Below are 17,968 nucleotides of genomic sequence, written 5' to 3'. Positions count from 1 at the left end.
CGGCTACGCTGGCCACTTGTTCCTTTTCAGCGATGAACCAGATGCCATTGCGCCAGCGCCTTGAAAACCTTCCGGTCGGCCAGAAATTGCTGGCCGCCCTGCTGGTGCTGTTGACCACCGTCCTGCTGGTCGCCAACCTGACCTTTATCAGCGCTGCGTACTACATCTCCCAGGAAAGCATGGCACCTCAGGCCTTGCAGACCATCGGCCGCCTGGTGTCCAACCCCAGCCTGGTGTCCGAAGCCTTGCAGTCACCGCAAAGCGCCGAACGCCTGCTCAATGAACTCAACAGCTATTCACCGCTGCGCGCGGCGGCTCTTTACGACGGCAAGGGCGAGCGCCTGGCGCAGTTGCAGCATGGCGAGAAGCTGAACCTGCCAACGCGTTTTCGGCACATTGAAGCCTGGCAAGCCACGGAGTTTCGCAGCAATCAAATCATCACCCTGCCCCGCCCTGGCACCGCGCCTGGCCACCTGTTACTGGTCGCCAGCAGCGAACTGCCGATGGCGTTCTACACCGGGACCCTGACCGCGAGTCTCGGGATTCTGATCTTCAGTGTGCTGTTGTGGCTGGTGATTGCCCGACAAATCAAGCGCCTGATCACCCAGCCGATTCACCAACTCGAAGAGTTGTCCCGGCAAGTAACCCGGGAAGAGAACTACGCCCTGCGCGCCTCCCGCGGCAACCATGATGAAATCGGCAGCCTCGCCGAAGCGTTCAACACCATGCTCTCGCGGATCGAAGCCCGGGAGCAGCAACTCAAGCGCGCCCGGGACGATTCCCAGGCGGCCTATGATCAGGCTCAGGGCCTGGCCGAAGAAACCCGTCATACCAATCGCAAGCTGGAACTCGAAGTTCAGGTGCGCAGCAAGATCGAGAAGAAGCTCACCGGTTTCCAGAACTACCTCAACAGCATCATCGACTCCATGCCCTCGGCGCTGATTGCCCTTGATGAACAGCTCTATGTGACGCAGTGGAATCAGGAGGCCAGCGCCCTCTCCGGCACGCGCCTCGACGAGGCCTTGAACCAGCCGATCTTCCTGGCCTTCGAACCACTCAAGCCATTTCTGCCGCAACTCAAGCAAACCGTCGAGCAGCATACGGTGGCCAAGATCGAACGTGTCACCTGGTTCAAGGACGAAGAACCCAGGCATTACGCCCTGACGTTCTACCCGCTGATGGGTGGCGCCGGGCGCGGTGTGGTGATCCGGATCGACGACATCACTCAACGTCTGTCGCTGGAAGAAATGATGGTGCAGTCGGAAAAAATGCTCTCGGTCGGCGGCCTCGCCGCGGGCATGGCTCATGAGATCAACAACCCGTTAGGCGCGATCCTGCACAACGTGCAAAACATTCGCCGACGCCTTTCGCCTGAGCTGCCGAAGAATCTCGAGCAAGCCGAGCAAATCGGGGTCACGCTGGAAACGGTCAACAAATACCTGCAAGCGCGGGAAGTGCCGCAGTTGCTCGACGGCATTCAACAGGCGGGCGCCCGGGCGGCAAAGATTGTCACGCACATGCTCAGTTTCAGCCGTCGCAGTACCCGGCAAATGGCCCCCTGCGACCTGCCGGCGTTGATCGATCAGGCAGTGGAAATCGCCAGCAACGACTTCGACCTGGCGATCGGTTTCGACTTCAAGGGCCAGGCGATCATTCGTCAGTTCGATCCAGCGTTGGGCCCGGTACCCGGGACCGCCAACGAATTGGAGCAAGTACTGCTCAATCTGTTGAAAAACGCCGCTCAGGCGATTCACCAGCGTGAAGACGACCGCGAGCCGGGACGGATCATTCTGCGCACCAAACTGAATCCACCCTGGGCGGAAATCCAGGTGGAGGACAACGGCATCGGCATGAGCGAGAGCGTGCGCAAACGCACTTTCGAACCGTTCTTCACCACCAAGGAAATCGGTCAGGGCACAGGCCTTGGCCTGTCGGTCTCGTATTTCATCATCACCAACAACCACAAAGGCCAGATGGAAGTGCAATCGACGCCGGGCCAAGGCACCTGTTTCACCTTGCGCCTGCCGTTGTCGGGCACGCCGGTGGTCTCTCAAGAACTCAATCAGCTGTCGAGGTAACCATGGGTTTTCGTTTGTCGAAGATTTACACCCGCACTGGCGACAAAGGCGAAACCGGGCTCGGCGATGGCCGCCGGGTGCCCAAGGACCATCCGCGGATCGAAGCCATTGGCGAGGTCGATACGCTGAACAGTCAGGTGGGTGTGCTATTGGCCGGGTTGGCGGCGGAAAGTGGCGAATATCCGGGCTTGAACGAAGTCATCGAGGTTTTGGCGCCTTGCCAGCATCGGTTGTTCGACTTGGGCGGTGAGTTGGCGATGCCGGTGTATCAGGCACTGAACACGGCAGAAGTCGAACGGCTGGAAGCCGCGATCGATGTGTGGAATGAAGAGCTGGGACCGCTGGAGAATTTCATTTTGCCGGGTGGCTCGGCGCTGATTGCCCAGGCTCATGTGTGCAGATGCCTGGCGCGCAGTGCCGAGCGGCGGTGTCAGCATTTGAATGCAGTCGAACCGTTGGCCGGGGTTGGGTTGGCGTATATCAATCGATTGTCGGACTTGTTGTTTGTGGTGGCACGGTTGATTGCCAAGCGGCAGGGGATTGCCGAGATTTTGTGGCAGCCTGCGGCGAAACCTCAGGATTAACCGGCGCCTGTCAGCACGCCATCGCGAGCAGGCTCACTCCCACAGTTGACCGAGTTCTTCCTGAAGAAATGCGATCCACTGTAGGAGCGAGCCTGCTCGCGAAGAGGCCACCCGCTACACCAAAGAATCAGGCCAAAACGCCCGGATCCCCGCCGCACCTTGTGCGCCCGCTTCCCAGGCTTTCTGAAGATCCGCCGGGCCAACACCACCGAGCAAGAACACCGGTTTGCTGAAACCTTCGATCAACGCGCGAGCCTGCTCCCAACCCAGCGGCTGAGCCCCCGGATGAGTCAGGGTCGGCTGCACCGGTGACAGGGTCACAAAATCCACCCCCATCTCCTCGGCCAACGCCAGTTCTTCAGCGTTATGGCAGGACGCCGCCAACCAGCGCGACGCCGGTAACGGGCGGCCAGCCGCCGCATATTTGCGCAGCTGCGCGGAGGTGATGTGCCAACCGGCCGACGGGAAATCTCCCAGCCACTCGAACGGCCCCTTGATCATCAACTGCGCCTTGCCCGCACACAGCCCCGCCGCGTCCACCGCCAGATCACGGTACTTCGGATCGTAGCCGTTGGGTGCCCGCAACTGGATCAGCTTGATGCCGCCGGCAATGGCTTTTTGAATTCCGCGCAGCAAGGCTGGGGTTTCCAGGTCGTCCGGGGTAATCAAATACTGCGCGGGTAACCGTGCAGCCGCGACAATCGGCTGGTTGGCGGCCGGGAACTCGTAGCTCAGCAGATCCCGAGGCGCGACCCATTCCAACGGTTGGCCTTCGGCGCCGTGCGGTTCGCCGGTAAAAGCCGACACTTCCCAAACGTCCAGCAACACTTGCTTGTCCGGGTAATCGTGCCGGACCTTGATCAGCGGGCGAGCCGCGCTGACCCCGATGCCCAACTCTTCATGCAGCTCGCGAGCCAGGGCGGTTTCAACGGATTCGTCGGCCTCGACCTTGCCACCGGGAAATTCCCACAATCCGCCCTGATGCTGGGTGTCGGCGCGGCGGGCAATGAGGATCTTGCCACTGCCATCGCGAATGACAGCGGCGGCTACGTGTACTCGCTTCACTGCCCGACCTCCTCCAGACCTGCCTTCTGCCAAGCCTTGAAGGCTGGCCATTGGTAGATGGTTTCGACGTAGGCCGCGTCCGCTGCGGGCAGCCTCACCTGATAGGTGCGCAGGCGTACGGCGATCGGTGCGAAGAAGGCATCCGCCAGGGTCGCGCCGCCAAACAGGAACGGACCGGTTTCGGTGGCGGCTGCCCGGCACTCGGCCCACAACGCCAACATGCGCTCGATGTCAGCCTGGACGTCAGCCGGTACCGGCGACAGCGCAGCGTCGTGACTCAAGTCGAATGGCATGTTGCCGCGCATGGCGAAGAAACCGCTGTGCATCTGCGCGCAGGCCGATCGCGCCTGGGCGCGGGCGGCGGTGTCTTTGGGCCAGAGGCCGGCGTCGGGGAACTGCTCTGCCAGATACTCGGCAATCGCCAGGGAGTCGGCGATGGTGCCGTGTTCGGTTTTCAGCAATGGGACTTTTGCAGTCGGCGAGTGCTTGAGCAGACGCTCACGCGTATCCGGCTGGTTCAGCTTGATCAGTTCTTCGGTGTAGGGGGCGCCGGCCAGGTCGAGGGCCAATGCGCCGCGCAGGGACCAGGAGGAATGCAGTTTGTCGCCGATGATCAGGTGCAAGCTCATGTTCGGGACCTTTTGGTGGAGGGAACAAGCCAGTCTATGCAGTGACTGACAGACCGCTTTCGCGAGCAGGCTCGCTCCCACATTTGATCCTGCTGTGCACAAAACCTGTGTCCACTGAAGATCCCCTGTGGGAGCGAGCCTGCTCGCGAATGCAGCGACTCGGTCTAACGGTTGGTTAGGTGCGGTACTCGGCGTTGATTTTCACGTATTCGTGGGACAGGTCGGTGGTCCAGATGGTTTCGCTGCAATCACCGCGACCCAGCTCGATACGGATGGTGATTTCTTCCTGCTGCATCACGGCCGCGCCCTGGGCTTCGGTGTAGGTCGATGCGCGAGCGCCACGGCTGGCGATACACACTTCACCGAGGAACACGTCGATCTTGCTCACATCCAGGTTCGGTACGCCGGCACGACCCACGGCGGCCAGAATGCGGCCCCAGTTCGGATCGGAGGCAAACAGTGCGGTCTTGATCAGCGGCGAGTGAGCCACGGTGTAACCGACGTCCAGGCATTCCTGATGATTGCCGCCTCCGTTGACTTCAACGGTGACAAACTTGGTCGCGCCTTCGCCGTCGCGAACGATGGCCTGGGCCACGTCCATGCACACTTCAAACACAGCCTGTTTCAGCTTGGCGAACAGATCACCGCTGGCCTCAGTGATTTCCGGCAGTGCTGCCTGACCGGTGGCGATCAGCATGCAGCAGTCGTTGGTCGACGTGTCACCGTCGATGGTGATGCGGTTGAACGACTTGTTGGCACCGTCCAGCAGCAGGTTTTGCAGCACGTCGCGGGAGACTTTGGCGTCGGTGGCGATGTAACCGAGCATGGTCGCCATGTTCGGGCGGATCATGCCCGCGCCTTTGCTGATACCGGTGACGGTGATGGTCACGCCGTCATGCTGGAACTGGCGGCTCGCACCTTTTGGCAAGGTGTCGGTGGTCATGATGCCGGTGGCGGCAGCTTCCCAGTTATTGACCGACAGGTCGTCGAGGGCGGCTTGCAGGGCCCCTTCGATTTTCTCGACCGGCAACGGCTCGCCGATCACACCGGTGGAGTACGGCAGCACCAGGCTGGCGTCGACGCCGGTCAGCTCAGCCAGTTTGGCGCAGGTGCGCTCGGCAGCGGCAAGGCCTGGTTCGCCAGTGCCGGCGTTGGCATTGCCGGTATTGGTCAACAGGTAACGCACCGGACCTTGCACACGCTGCTTGGCGAGGATCACGGGAGCGGCGCAAAAGGCGTTCAGGGTGAACACGCCAGCGACCGTGGAGCCTTCGGCACAGCGCATCACCACAACATCCTTGCGCCCCGGGCGCTTGATGCCAGCCGAGGCGATACCGAGTTCAAAACCGGCAACCGGGTGCAACGTTGGCAACGGACCAAGACCAACAGCCATGAATGCGCTCCTTAATAAATGATGTCAGCACCGCTTTCAGGAAGAACGGTGGTTTAAATGGCAAAACGCCGCGACGGCATAAGCCGGTCGCGGCGCGGGTATTTCAGCGTATGAAACGGGTTTTACTGGATCTGCCCGTGGCAATGCTTGAACTTCTTGCCCGAGCCGCAGTAGCAAAGTTCGTTACGGCCCAGCTTCTGTTCATTGCGTACCGGCGCGGTGGCAAGGGCGACATCGACCTCTTCACCCAGCAGCTCCGGTTGCTCAAGCCCCGGTGCTTCGTCGTGCTGGAACTGCATGCGCGCAGCCAGCGCTTCGGCTTCCTGGCGCAGGCGTTGTTCTTCTTCGATCGGATCTTCGCGGCGAACCTGAACGTGAGACAGCACACGGATCGAGTCGCGCTTGATCGAATCCAGCAGCTCGGAGAACAGCGTGAAGGACTCGCGCTTGTACTCTTGCTTCGGGTTCTTCTGTGCATAACCACGCAAGTGGATGCCGTGACGCAGGTGATCCATGGTCGACAGGTGGTCTTTCCACAGGTCGTCCAGTACGCGCAGAACGATTTGCTTCTCGAAGGTGCGCAGTGCCTCGGCACCGGCCTGGTCTTCTTTCTCGTTGTACGCGGCGATCAGCTCGGTCATGAGCTTCTCGCGCAGGGTTTCTTCGTACAGGTGATCGTCTTCGTCGAGCCATTTCTGGATCGGCAGCGCCACGCCGAAGTCGCTCTGCAACGCCGCTTCCAGACCGGCCACGTCCCACTGCTCAGGCAGCGATTGTGGTGGAATGTGTGCGCTGATAGTGGCGTTGAGCACGTCCTGACGGAAGTCGGCGATGGTTTCACCGATGTTGTCGGCGGCCAACAAACTGTTACGCATGTGATAGATCACTTTACGTTGTTCGTTGTTGACGTCGTCGAACTCAAGCAGTTGCTTGCGAATGTCGAAGTTGCGGCCTTCAACCTTGCGCTGAGCCTTCTCGATGGCGTTGGTCACCATGCGGTGCTCGATCGCCTCGCCAGGCTGCATGCCCAGGGCCTTCATGAAGTTCTTCACCCGATCAGAGGCGAAGATGCGCATCAGGCTGTCTTCCAGCGACAGGTAGAAACGGCTGGAACCGGCGTCACCCTGACGACCGGCACGACCACGCAACTGGTTGTCGATACGGCGCGATTCGTGACGCTCGGAAGCAATCACCTGCAAACCGCCGGACTCGAGCACTTGCTGGTGACGTTTCTGCCAGTCGGCCTTGATCTGGGCAATCTGCTCAGGGGTCGGGTTTTCCAGGCTTGCCACTTCCACTTCCCAGTTACCGCCCAACAGGATGTCGGTACCACGACCGGCCATGTTGGTGGCGATGGTCAGTGCGCCTGGGCGACCGGCCTGGGCAATGATCTCGGCTTCTTTTTCGTGGAACTTGGCGTTCAGAACCTTGTGTTCGATGCCTTCCTTCTGCAGCAACGCAGACATGTGCTCGGAAGTTTCGATGGTTGCAGTACCCACCAGCACCGGACGGCCCTGGGTCATGCATTCCTTGATGTCGTTGATGATCGCCGCGTATTTCTCTTCGGCGGTCAGGAACACCAGGTCGTTGTAGTCTTTACGCGCCAGCGGTTTGTTCGGCGGGATAACCATCACCGACAGACCGTAGATCTGGTGGAATTCGAACGCTTCGGTGTCAGCGGTACCGGTCATGCCGGACAGCTTGTTGTACAGACGGAAGTAGTTCTGGAACGTGGTCGAAGCCAGCGTCTGGCTTTCGGCCTGAATGTTCAGTCCTTCCTTCGCTTCGATGGCCTGGTGCAGGCCTTCGGACAGACGGCGACCCGGCATGGTACGACCGGTGTGTTCGTCGACGAGTACGACTTGACCGTCCTGCACGATGTATTCGACGTTGCGATTGAACAGTTTGTGCGCACGCAGACCGGCATAGACGTGAGTCAGCAGGCCGAGGTTGTGCGCCGAGTACAGGCTCTCGCCTTCAGCCAGCAGGCCAACGCGGGTCAGCATGTCTTCGATGAACTGGTGACCGGCTTCGTTGAGCTCGACCTGACGGGTCTTCTCGTCGACGGTGTAGTGGCCGGCCTTGGTGACTTCGCCTTCAACTTCCTCGACGTGCAACTCAAGCTGCGGGATCAGTTTGTTGATCTCGATGTACAGCTTGGAGCTGTCCTCGGCCTGACCGGAAATGATCAGCGGAGTACGGGCTTCGTCGATGAGGATGGAGTCGACTTCGTCGATCACGGCAAAATTGAGTTCGCGCTGGAATTTTTCTTCCATGCTGAACGCCATGTTGTCGCGCAGGTAGTCGAAACCGAATTCGTTGTTGGTGCCGTAGGTAATGTCGGCGGCGTAAGCAGCGCGCTTTTCTTCCGGCGGCTGGAATGGTGTGACCACGCCGACCGTCATGCCGAGGAATTCGTAGAGCGGACGCATCCAGTTGGCGTCACGACGGGCCAGGTAGTCGTTCACCGTCACAACGTGCACGCCCTTGCCGGACAGCGCGTTGAGGTAAACGCCCAGTGTTGCCACCAGGGTCTTGCCTTCACCAGTGCGCATTTCCGCGATCTGGCCTTCATGCAAGGTCATGCCGCCGATCAGCTGGACATCGAAGTGACGCATACCCATGACGCGCTTACCGGCTTCGCGGGCGACCGCAAAGGCTTCTGGCAGCAGCTTGTCGAGGGTTTCCCCTTTGGCGATGCGGGCCTTGAACTCATCTGTCTTGGCACGCAATTGATCGTCCGAAAGGGCCACCATTTGCTCTTCGAAGGCATTGACGAGTTGCACCGTCTTGAGCATGCGTTTGACTTCACGCTCGTTCTTGCTTCCAAAAAGTTTCTTTAACAAAGGCGCAAACATATCGGCAGGATCTTCCACACTAAAGGGATGGAGGGCGGCCCCGTGAGTCGCCCGAGCAGCCCTCATGGCCGCATGCGAACGAGCATTCTACCCGGAAACGGTGGTGAGGAAAGTGGCGTTGTTCCACGATGCCGGCACAGCGTTGTGACGGGGCTCACTTAAAATAAGGGCTTTTTGCTCAACTTCAAGCCATTCACGACAGAAGTTACTTGTTGATTTAATGGGTAAAGCGCTCGCAAAGCAATGGCTCGGGTGCATCCGATGCTTTCTGCTACCATGGCGGCTCTGTTACTTCAGGTGTCTGATCATGGCATTTCGCCCTCTTACGGCCAGAGCACCCGCCGTCCTGCTTCGCGAAGCCAAACCGCTGAAAGCCATCTTCGGCCACGCTCAACGCCTGGGTCATTTACAACGTCTGCTGGAAAGCCAATTGCAGCCCGCCGCCCGCGAGCATTGCCATGTGGCGTCGTGGCGCGAGGGCAGTTTGCTGCTGATCGTGACCGACGGGCATTGGGCGACCCGCCTGCGTTATCAGCAAAAGCGTCTGCAACGGCAATTACAGATGTTCGACGAATTCGCCAGTTTGACGCGGATTCTGTTCAAGGTTCAGCCACCGACCGTTCAGCAAGGGGCGGCTGGTCATACCATCAGTTTGTCGACCGATGCAGGCGCGACCATTCAGGCCACGGCCGACGGGATCAGCGATCCGAATCTGCGGGCGGCGCTGGAACGGCTGGCGGCGCACGCCAAACCCAAGACCTGACTCCTTCTTACCGATCGTTCCCACGCTCTGCGTGGGAATGCCTCTTGTGACGCTCTGCGTCACGCTTTGGGACGCGGAGCGTCCCTGGCTGCATTCCCACGCAGAGCGTGGGAACGATCAATGAATCAGCGGCGTTTGCTGCCGCCGAGCAACGAGCCCATCAGACCGCGCACCAACTGTCGGCCCAATTGATTGGCCGCCTGGCGCATCGCTGATTTCAGTGCCTGCCCCGCCGCGGTGCCGAGGAATTCCCCGGCCTTGTCGGTGAAGCTTGGCTCTTCGGCTGCCGGTTTGCCCGGAACAGCGTCAGGTTCTGGCGCCAACCCTTTGCGCCCCATCAACACTTCATAAGCCGATTCACGATCGATGGGTTTGTCATACCGCCCCTTAAACGGCGAACCGGCGATCAGCACCGTGCGTTCAGCCTCGCTCAGTGGCCCGATCCGCGATTGCGGCGGTGCCACCAACACCCGCTGAACCATCTCCGGCGTGCCCTTGTCCTGCAACGTGCCGACCAGCGCCTCGCCAATCCCAAGCTCGGTCAGCACCGACAAGGCATCGAACGCCGGGTTCGGCCGGAAGCCTTCGGCCACCGCGCGCAAGGATTTCTGTTCCTTGGCGGTGAACGCGCGCAGGCCATGCTGAACGCGCAAACCGAGCTGGGCCAGCACCTCATCCGGCAAGTCGCCCGGCGATTGCGTGACGAAATACACGCCCACGCCTTTCGAGCGTATCAGCCGCACCACCTGCTCAAGACGATCCTGCAAGGCCTTTGGCGTACCGGCGAACAACAAATGTGCTTCGTCGAAAAACAGTGCCAGCAGCGGTTTGTCCGAATCGCCGCGTTCTGGCAATTGCTCGAACAATTCGGCCAGCAGCCATAACAGGAACGTCGCGTAGACCTTCGGCGCTTCATGCACCAGACGGCTGGCATCGAGCAGGTGAATGCGCCCGCGCCCCTCGGCGGTCGGCTGCAGGATGTCTTCGAGTTGCAGCCCTGGCTCACCGAACAGCGCTTCGGCGCCCTGCTGTTCCAGGGTCGCCAGGCGCCGCAACAGCGCCTGGCTGGAACCGGTGGTCATCAGCGCGGCGTCGTCACCCAGTAATTCCGGGTTGTCACGCAGGTGATTGAGCAGCGCTTTCAGGTCCTTGAGGTCCAGCAACAACAGCCCTTCACGGTCCGCCACCTTGAACGCGGCGTACAGCGCCGACTGTTGACTGTCGGTCAGCTCCAGCAGGCTGCCAATCAATAACGGCCCCATTTCGCTCAAGGTTGTGCGCAATGGATGACCGGACTGACCGTGAATGTCCCACAGGGTCACCGGATACGCTTGTGGCGTGTGGTTCAGCCAGGGCATCCCGGCGATCCGCTCGGCGATTTTACCTTGAGGGTTGCCGGCGGCGCCCAGGCCACACAGGTCGCCCTTGATATCGGCGGCGAACACCGCCACGCCGGCATCGCTGAATGCTTCGGCCATCCGTTGCAAGGTGACCGTTTTGCCCGTCCCGGTAGCGCCCGCGATCAAGCCATGACGGTTCGCCAGTCGCATGGCCTGGGCAATCGGCTCCCCGGCAAGGTCGGCACCGATAACGAGTTGTAATGAGTCAGGCATTTTGTCACCCATGGTTAATCTTTGATCCTTCGCGGCCGATAGAAATAAGCGAGAGACCCAATTGAAAGCAAGGTCCGAGATTCCCCTACGGAGAGCAGGAATTACCGACTCGCTCCATTGCGCACTCATTTTGCGCGCATTAGCAGCAACGCGCCCCGAACAATAAGACCTTAGCGGACACCCCGAGCCATGAACAAAAATCTGCGCTTCAGCCATAAAATCCTGCTGGCCGCCGCCCTCATCGTCATTGCCGCCTTCGCCTCGTTCACGCTGTACAACGACTATTTGCAGCGCAATGCGATACGCCGCGATCTGGACAACTACTTGCAGGAAATGGGCAGCGTCACTGCAAAAAACATTCAAACCTGGCTGGCCGGTCGCAGTCTGCTGATCGAAAACCTGTCGCAAACCGTAGCCTTGAACGCAAATACAGCCAATGTCTCCAACCTGCTGGAACAGAAGGCCGTGTCGTCGACCTTTATGGGCGCCTACCTGGGCAATAAAGATGGCACTTTCATCATCCGCCCGGACAGCAAGATGCCCGACGGTTATGACCCTCGTGCTCGCCCTTGGTACAAGAGCGCGCAAAGCACCAGCGGTTCTGCCCTGACCGAGCCCTACATCGACCTCGCCTCTGGCCAGCTGGTGATCTCCATCGTTGACAGCGTACTCAAGGACGGACAAAACATCGGCGTGGTGGGGGGGGACTTGAGTTTGCAGGTGATCACCGACAGCCTCAACGCACTGGACTTCGACGGCATGGGCTATGCCTTTCTGGTCAGCGCCGACGGAAAAATCCTGGTCCACCCGGACAAAGCGCTGGTGATGAAGTCCCTGAGCGAGGCGTACCCGAAAAACACCCCGCGCATCAGCAGCGACTTCAGTGAAGTCGACGTCGACGGCAAGACTCGGATCGTGACTTTTACCCCGATCAAAGGGCTGTCCTCAGTCAACTGGTACATCGGTCTGTCGGTGGACAAGGACAAAGCCTTCTCGATGCTCAGCGAGTTTCGCGCCTCGGCGGTCGTTGCGACGGTCATTGCCGTGGCCATCATCATCGCGCTGCTGGGCATGCTGATCCGCATCCTGATTCAGCCGCTGCACGTGATGACCCGCGCCATGGCGGACATTGCCGACGGCGAAGGCGACCTGACCAAACGCCTGACCATCGTGAACAACGACGAATTCGGTGTCCTCGGCACCGCGTTCAACCGCTTCGTGGAACGCATTCACAGTTCGATCCGCGAAGTGTCGTCGGCCACCGGGCAAGTCAACGAAGTGGCGCTGCGTGTAGTGGCCGCCTCGAACTCGTCGATGTTCAACTCCGACCAACAGGCTTCGCGCACCAGCAGCGTGGCCGCGGCGATCAACCAGCTCGGTGCCGCCGCTCAGGAAATCGCCCGTAACGCAGCACAAGCATCGAGTCAGGCCAGCGATGCCCGCAGCCTGGCCGAAGATGGCCAGCAAGTGGTGGATCGCAGCATTGTCGCGATGAATCAGCTGTCCAGCATGCTCAGCGCCTCGAGCACCAACATCGAATCGCTGAACAGCAAAACCGTGAACATCGGGCAGATTCTCGAAGTGATCACCAGCATCTCCCAGCAAACCAACCTGCTGGCGCTGAACGCGGCTATTGAAGCGGCGCGCGCCGGTGAAGCCGGACGTGGTTTTGCCGTGGTGGCCGATGAAGTGCGCAACCTGGCGCACCGCACTCAGGAATCGGCGCAACAGGTGCAGACCATGATCGAGGAGCTGCAAGTCGGCGCCCGCGAATCCGTCAGCACCATGAGCGACAGCCAGCGCCACAGCCAGGACAGCGTCGAAATCGCCAACCTGGCCGGCGAACGGTTGAACAGCGTGACCTTGCGTATCGGCGAAATTGACGGGATGAACCAGTCGGTGGCGACGGCGACCGAAGAGCAGACTGCCGTGGTGGAGTCGATCAATGTGGACATTACCGAGATCAACACACTGAATCAGGAAGGGGTAGAAAACCTGCAGTCGACGTTGCGGGCGTGCGCGGATCTTGAGCAGCAGGCGGCGCGGCTTAAACAATTGGTAGGCAGTTTCCGTATTTAGTGTCTGATCAGGGCCCCCTCGCGAGCAGGCTCGCTCCCACAGGTACAGCGCCAGACCCTGTGGGAGTGAGCCTGCTCGCGATAGCGGTCTGTAACACACCGCAAAACCCTCACTGACGTCCCGCCACAAAACCCCAACCGAACATCTATCCTTCATAAAGGTCAACCAAGGGAGAACAACGGACCGGAGGGATGTTCATCGTGCATATCGCTGACATAACCATGTTCTACGCCCCTGCCAGCGGTGGCGTGCGCACTTATCTGGATGCAAAACACCGTCGCCTGAGCATCAAGCCAGGCATTCGCCACAGTCTGTTGATTCCTGGGGCTCACTTGAGCGAACAGGATGGCATTTATACGGTTCCGGCCCCTGCACTGCCCTTCGGCAAAGGTTATCGTTTCCCCCTCCGTCTCGCGCCATGGCGCAATGTTCTGCAGGATTTACAGCCCGACCTGATCGAGGTCGGCGATCCCTACCTCACCGCCTGGGCGGCCCTTGACGCCCGGCGGCAACTGGATGTCCCGGTGATCGGCTTTTACCATTCGGACCTGCCGATGCTGGTCAGCAATCGCATGGGCAATTGGGTCACCACCAACGTTGAAGCCTATGTCAGCAAGCTCTATGGCAATTTCGATCGGGTTCTGGCACCCAGTCAGGTCATGGCCGACAAACTGGTCGGGCTAGGGGTGAAGAACGTTTTCGTGCAACCGCTGGGCGTCGACCTGCAAACCTTCAATCCCGCTGCACGAGACCCGGGTCTGCGGGCCAAACTGGGCATTGATGAGAACACTCATTTACTGATTTTCGCCGGGCGCGGCTCCAAGGAAAAAAACCTGCCGGTGCTGCTCGAGTGCATGAAACGCCTGGGCCGACGCTATCACCTGCTGTTGGTGGGTTCGTCGATGCCGGCCGCAGTGCCCGACAACGTCACCGTGGTCGACAAGTTCTGTCCGGCCGCACAAGTGGCGCGGTTGATGGCCAGTGCCGATGCGCTGTTGCATGCCGGCGATCAGGAAACATTCGGCCTGGTGGTTCTAGAAGCCATGGCCAGTGGCATTCCGGTGGTGGCCGTGGCGGCCGGGGCCTTTCAGGAAATCATCACCGATCAATGCGGCCGGCTCTGCCCGCCGAACAATCCATTGGCGATGGCCAACACGGTCCGCGAGCTGTTCAGTTCGGGCAGCGTGGTTTTGGGCAAACAAGCCCGCAGCCATGTCGAACGGCATTACTCCTGGGACACGGTGGTCACCAGCCTGCTGGGCCACTATCACGCCGTGCTCGGTAGCCACTGGCCGCTGACGGCCAATGGCTGACCCCATGAACCCGCCCAACCTGTTACTCGTCCTGCACGACGTCGCGCCGCAAACCTGGGGCGACTATCAACCCTTTGTCGAGGCCGTCGACGCCTTGGGCGAAGTGCCGATGACCTGGCTGGTGGTGCCCAATTTCCACAAGCACAACGATCTGCAGGAGCACCCGGGATTTCGACGTGTGCTCACCCGCCGTCTCACCCGAGGTGACGAACTGGCCTTGCACGGTTACTTTCATTGCGATGACGCGCCTACTCCCATTACACCAAGAGACTGGTTCATGCGCCGGATCTATACCCACGAAGGCGAGTTTTACAGCCTGTCTCAAGAAACCGCCCTCGCCCGCCTGCACGCCGGTATCGAAGTGTTCCACCGTTATCACTGGCCGCTGGAAGGCTTCGTCGCCCCGGCCTGGTTGATGAGCGAAGGGACGCGCCAGGCTTTGCGCCAGTTACCCCTGAGTTACACCAGCGACTCGCAGCATCTCTATCGCCTGCCGGATTTCACCGCGTTCGACGCGCCGGGGCTGGTCTGGAGCGCCCGCAGTGCCTGGCGCCGAGGGCTGTCGAAGTTCGTCAGCGATCAACGCGAACAACGCTGGCAGCAAGCGCCGGTGATTCGTCTTGGCCTGCACCCGGTGGATATGCGTCATGAGTTCTCGCGCACTTACTGGCTGAAAACCCTCAAGCGCTTGCTCGACGAGGGGCGTGTGCCGTTGACCAAGTCACGCTGGCTGGCGCTGCAACGCGAGCGTATGGGGCGCGCCGCATGAGTCGCGGGATTCTGCTGCTCGTCGCACTGCTCGCTGCGGTGCTGATTCCATCGCTGCTGGGCGGTAACGAAACCTGGTATCGGCTGCGAAGCTTTCCGCTGACCTGGTTACTGATCATGTTCGGCATGATCCTGCTGTGTTGGGTGCTGAACACGATGCGCTTGCGCCTGTTGCTAGGCGATCAGCGCGACAAGGTGAGCCCGCTGAAAAGCCTCGGGGTAGTGATGGCCGCCGAGTTCGCTTACTGCGCCACACCGGGCGGCAGCGGCGGGCCGCTGACCATCATGGCGCTGCTCGCGCGCAATGGCGTGCGTCCGGCCAGGGGCAGCGCTGTGTTTGCCATGGATCAACTGAGCGATTTGCTGTTTTTTCTCTGCGCGCTGAGCGGGATCCTGATTTACGCGTTGTTCCAGCACCTCAGCCAACGCATGGAATGGCTGCTGACCGTCAGCGCCATTTCGATGTTCGGCGGGTTGTTCAGTTGCGTGGTGGTCGCCCGCTACCATCGCGTGCTGATTCGTTTGAGTGGTCGATTGCTCGCTCGCCTGAATGTCAAAACCACCACCCGTGTGCGCTGGGCGCGAAAACTCCTGCATTTCCTCGCGGCGTTCACGGACACCTTGAAGCTGCCTTTTCAGACATTAATTACGGTGTTTGCCCTGACGTGCCTGCATTGGGGCTTGCGCTATAGCGTGCTGTATCTGGCGTTGCGTGGGCTTGGGGCGGATTTGCAGTGGGCCTGGAGCTTTCTGATCCAGATGCTTTCGCTGAGCGCGGGGCAGTTCAGCCTGTTGCCGGGCGGTGCCGGAGCGGCGGAACTGACGTCGGCGGCGCTGCTGGCGCCAATGGTAGGAAAATCCACCGCGGCGGCGGCGATCCTGATCTGGCGGGCGGTGACTTATTACTTCTATTTGCTGGTGGGCGGCCCGGTGTTTTTGCTGATGCTCGGGCGGCCGTTGCTGAAGAAGTTGATGAAGTTCAAGCAGGCTTAGTGTTGTCGTCGGGGTCGTTCTGCAACTGTTCCCACAACTCGGCGGCACCGGGAAACTCCGTGCCGTCTTCAGGGTTCATGTCATCCGGGTCGTAACGGCTCAAACACCCCTCGCCCAATGTGGCGGGAGCCTTGGATGTGGCTTTGTCCAGTGGATCGGCCATGGTCAGTTCTCGTTCTGTAGATCGTTCCCATGCTCTGCGTGGGAACGATCAGCAGCAAGTTATCAGAACACCACGGTTTTGTTGCCGTGCACCAGCACCCGGTCTTCCAGGTGATAGCGCAGGCCACGGGCCAGTACCATCTTTTCGACGTCCCGACCGAAACGCACCATATCGTCGATGCTGTCACTGTGGCTGACGCGAACGACGTCCTGTTCGATGATCGGACCGGCATCCAGCTCTTCGGTCACGTAGTGGCAAGTCGCGCCAATCAACTTCACACCACGCATCGATGCCTGGTGATACGGCTTGGCGCCGACGAACGATGGCAGGAAGCTGTGGTGAATGTTGATGACCTTGTGGGCATATTCGCTGCACAACTCGGGCGGCAGGATTTGCATGTAGCGGGCAAGTACGACCACTTCAGCATCGTGCTGTTTGACCAGGCGCGAGACTTCGGCGAAGGCCGGCTCTTTATCCTGCGGATTGACCGGTACGTGGTAATACGGAATCCCGTGCCACTCGACCATGCTGCGCAAGTCGTCATGGTTGGAAATCACGCAGGAAATTTCGCAATCCAGTTCATCACTGTGCCAGCGGTGCAACAAGTCGGCGAGGCAGTGAGACTCGCGACTGGCCATCAGAACCACGCGCTTTTTCTGCTCGGTATCCGTGATGCGCCAGTTCATCGAGAACTCTTCGGCAATCGGTGCAAACGCCTCGCGAAAGGCATCGATACCGAAGGGCAGCGAATCGGCACGAATTTCGTGACGCATGAAGAACCAGCCACTGAGATTATCCGAGTGATGGCTCGCTTCAGTGATCCAGCCGTTATGTGACGCCAGAAAGTTACTGACTTTAGCAACGATACCGACGCGGTCCGGGCAAGCAATCACCAGCCGAAAAGTGCGCATGAGGGTAAAACTCCAGAACTTCGCAAAGGCGGCCATTCTAGCGATTGCGCAACAAAACTGCAGTATTGATGACGCGTGGCCCGACACAAAGGCAAGCGGCAGAGGTTCTGGCAGCACCTGCAACCCGCGCGATGGTGTCCCTGTTGCCATTCTTCAAGTGCACAATTGTGAATATTCGTGATGACTGCATCACACTTTTAACTGCACCGGCAATTTATGCCTATTCATCGTAACTAATTTAAATAAAACCCCGGTTAAATGTTTACTTGGTGAAACACCCTGACTATTATTGCCGCACTGTCACCTGCCATCCAGCGCCCTACATAAGGTAGTCCTCATGTCCTTGATCAACGAATATCGCGCCACCGAAGAAGCTATCAAAGAGCTGCAAGCCCGTTTGAAGAACCTGTCCCAAGACGACAAACTGCAAACCGAGCTGGAATTCGAAGGCAAACTGCGCACCCTGATGGGCGAATACTCCAAGTCTCTGCGTGACATCATTGCCCTGTTGGATCCTGAGTCCAAAACCAAAGCACCACGTGGCGGCGCAGTAAAAACTACTGGCACCAAGCGTGCTCGCAAAGTTAAACAATACAAAAACCCGCACAACGGCGAAGTCATCGAAACCAAAGGTGGCAACCACAAGACTCTGAAAGAGTGGAAAGCCAAGTGGGGCGGTGACGTGGTTGAAGGCTGGGCTACCCTGCTGGGCTAAGCCGTAGCGCTTGTCGCGGACTTACCCGCGACAAAAAAGAACG

The 17,968-nt window shown here is 59.7% G+C and carries 15 protein-coding genes and 1 pseudogene; 9 read left to right on the top strand and 7 right to left on the bottom strand.

The features are described from left to right. The first annotated feature begins 41 nt into the window (after positions 1–41). Together AC3WP4_RS12185 and AC3WP4_RS12180 are read left to right on the top strand one after the other, a co-directional pair. Complete coding sequence (locus AC3WP4_RS12185; protein WP_074879494.1) at positions 42–2,078, top strand: sensor histidine kinase; 2,037 nt, start codon at positions 42–44, stop codon at positions 2,076–2,078. A gap of 2 nt (positions 2,079–2,080) precedes the next feature. Continuing rightward, the gene (locus AC3WP4_RS12180; RefSeq protein WP_102615378.1) at positions 2,081–2,662 is read left to right on the top strand and encodes a cob(I)yrinic acid a,c-diamide adenosyltransferase; all 582 of its coding nucleotides are present in this window, start codon (positions 2,081–2,083) and stop codon (positions 2,660–2,662) included. Between the two features lie 114 nt (positions 2,663–2,776). Here AC3WP4_RS12180 and AC3WP4_RS12175 read toward each other — a convergent pair whose 3' ends face one another. From AC3WP4_RS12175 to secA, 4 genes are all read right to left on the bottom strand, one after another. Beyond that, positions 2,777–3,727: a Nudix family hydrolase gene (locus AC3WP4_RS12175; protein ID WP_102615377.1), complete on the bottom strand. Its 951-nt coding sequence runs from the start codon at positions 3,725–3,727 to the stop codon at positions 2,777–2,779. Then, positions 3,724–4,356, bottom strand: a complete 633-nt coding sequence (locus tag AC3WP4_RS12170) for a glutathione S-transferase family protein (RefSeq protein WP_102615376.1) — start codon at positions 4,354–4,356, stop codon at positions 3,724–3,726. The genes AC3WP4_RS12175 and AC3WP4_RS12170 overlap by 4 nt, the downstream gene beginning before the upstream one ends. A gap of 175 nt (positions 4,357–4,531) precedes the next feature. Beyond that, complete coding sequence (argJ, locus tag AC3WP4_RS12165) at positions 4,532–5,749, bottom strand: bifunctional glutamate N-acetyltransferase/amino-acid acetyltransferase ArgJ (RefSeq protein WP_008147411.1); 1,218 nt, start codon at positions 5,747–5,749, stop codon at positions 4,532–4,534. A 122-nt stretch (positions 5,750–5,871) separates the two neighbouring features. Beyond that, positions 5,872–8,607 (bottom strand): preprotein translocase subunit SecA, encoded by a 2,736-nt coding sequence (secA, locus tag AC3WP4_RS12160; RefSeq protein ID WP_074879505.1) that lies wholly within the window; start codon positions 8,605–8,607, stop codon positions 5,872–5,874. 307 nt (positions 8,608–8,914) lie between these two features. Here secA and AC3WP4_RS12155 point away from each other — a divergent pair, with 307 nt between their 5' ends. Then, positions 8,915–9,370 (top strand): DUF721 domain-containing protein, encoded by a 456-nt coding sequence (locus AC3WP4_RS12155; protein ID WP_008147416.1) that lies wholly within the window; start codon positions 8,915–8,917, stop codon positions 9,368–9,370. 125 nt (positions 9,371–9,495) lie between these two features. Here the strand turns inward: AC3WP4_RS12155 and AC3WP4_RS12150 are convergent, their stop codons facing one another. After that, positions 9,496–10,983 carry a helicase HerA-like domain-containing protein gene (locus AC3WP4_RS12150; protein WP_102615387.1) on the bottom strand — a complete coding sequence of 496 codons (1,488 nt, stop codon included), beginning with the start codon at positions 10,981–10,983 and terminating at the stop codon, positions 9,496–9,498. A gap of 189 nt (positions 10,984–11,172) precedes the next feature. Here AC3WP4_RS12150 and AC3WP4_RS12145 point away from each other — a divergent pair. From AC3WP4_RS12145 to gpgF, 5 genes and pseudogenes are all read left to right on the top strand, one after another. Then, a pseudogene (locus AC3WP4_RS12145) lies at positions 11,173–12,204 on the top strand (HAMP domain-containing protein); the annotation flags it as partial. Between the two features lie 93 nt (positions 12,205–12,297). Further along, positions 12,298–13,062, top strand: a complete 765-nt coding sequence (locus AC3WP4_RS12140; RefSeq protein ID WP_409077343.1) for a methyl-accepting chemotaxis protein — start codon at positions 12,298–12,300, stop codon at positions 13,060–13,062. A 191-nt stretch (positions 13,063–13,253) separates the two neighbouring features. Further along, complete coding sequence (gpgS, locus tag AC3WP4_RS12135) at positions 13,254–14,375, top strand: N-acetylglucosaminyl phosphatidylglycerol synthase (protein ID WP_102615374.1); 1,122 nt, start codon at positions 13,254–13,256, stop codon at positions 14,373–14,375. Further along, positions 14,368–15,144 (top strand): N-acetylglucosaminyl phosphatidylglycerol deacetylase, encoded by a 777-nt coding sequence (gene gpgD, locus AC3WP4_RS12130; RefSeq protein ID WP_102615373.1) that lies wholly within the window; start codon positions 14,368–14,370, stop codon positions 15,142–15,144. The genes gpgS and gpgD overlap by 8 nt, the downstream gene beginning before the upstream one ends. Then, positions 15,141–16,136 (top strand): glucosaminyl phosphatidylglycerol flippase, encoded by a 996-nt coding sequence (gene gpgF / locus AC3WP4_RS12125; protein ID WP_074879517.1) that lies wholly within the window; start codon positions 15,141–15,143, stop codon positions 16,134–16,136. Before gpgD ends, gpgF begins: the two co-directional genes overlap by 4 nt. Here the strand turns inward: gpgF and AC3WP4_RS12120 are convergent. Further along, complete coding sequence (locus AC3WP4_RS12120) at positions 16,123–16,299, bottom strand: hypothetical protein (RefSeq protein WP_162842866.1); 177 nt, start codon at positions 16,297–16,299, stop codon at positions 16,123–16,125. The two genes, gpgF and AC3WP4_RS12120, sit on opposite strands and share 14 nt — an antisense overlap. 62 nt (positions 16,300–16,361) lie before the next feature. Further along, entirely contained in the window at positions 16,362–17,210 is an 849-nt protein-coding gene (gene purU / locus AC3WP4_RS12115) for a formyltetrahydrofolate deformylase (protein ID WP_074879520.1), read from the bottom strand. Positions 17,211–17,547: 337 nt separating this feature from the next. On the opposite strand from purU, the gene mvaT reads away from it, so the two are divergent. Beyond that, complete coding sequence (gene mvaT, locus AC3WP4_RS12110) at positions 17,548–17,925, top strand: histone-like nucleoid-structuring protein MvaT (protein ID WP_007933316.1); 378 nt, start codon at positions 17,548–17,550, stop codon at positions 17,923–17,925. Positions 17,926–17,968: the final 43 nt, after the last annotated feature.

The organism is Pseudomonas sp. FW305-20 (assembly GCF_058788075.1).
The sequence above is the reverse complement of the archived record's forward strand: the minus strand, read 5'-3'. Positions and strand labels throughout refer to the sequence as shown.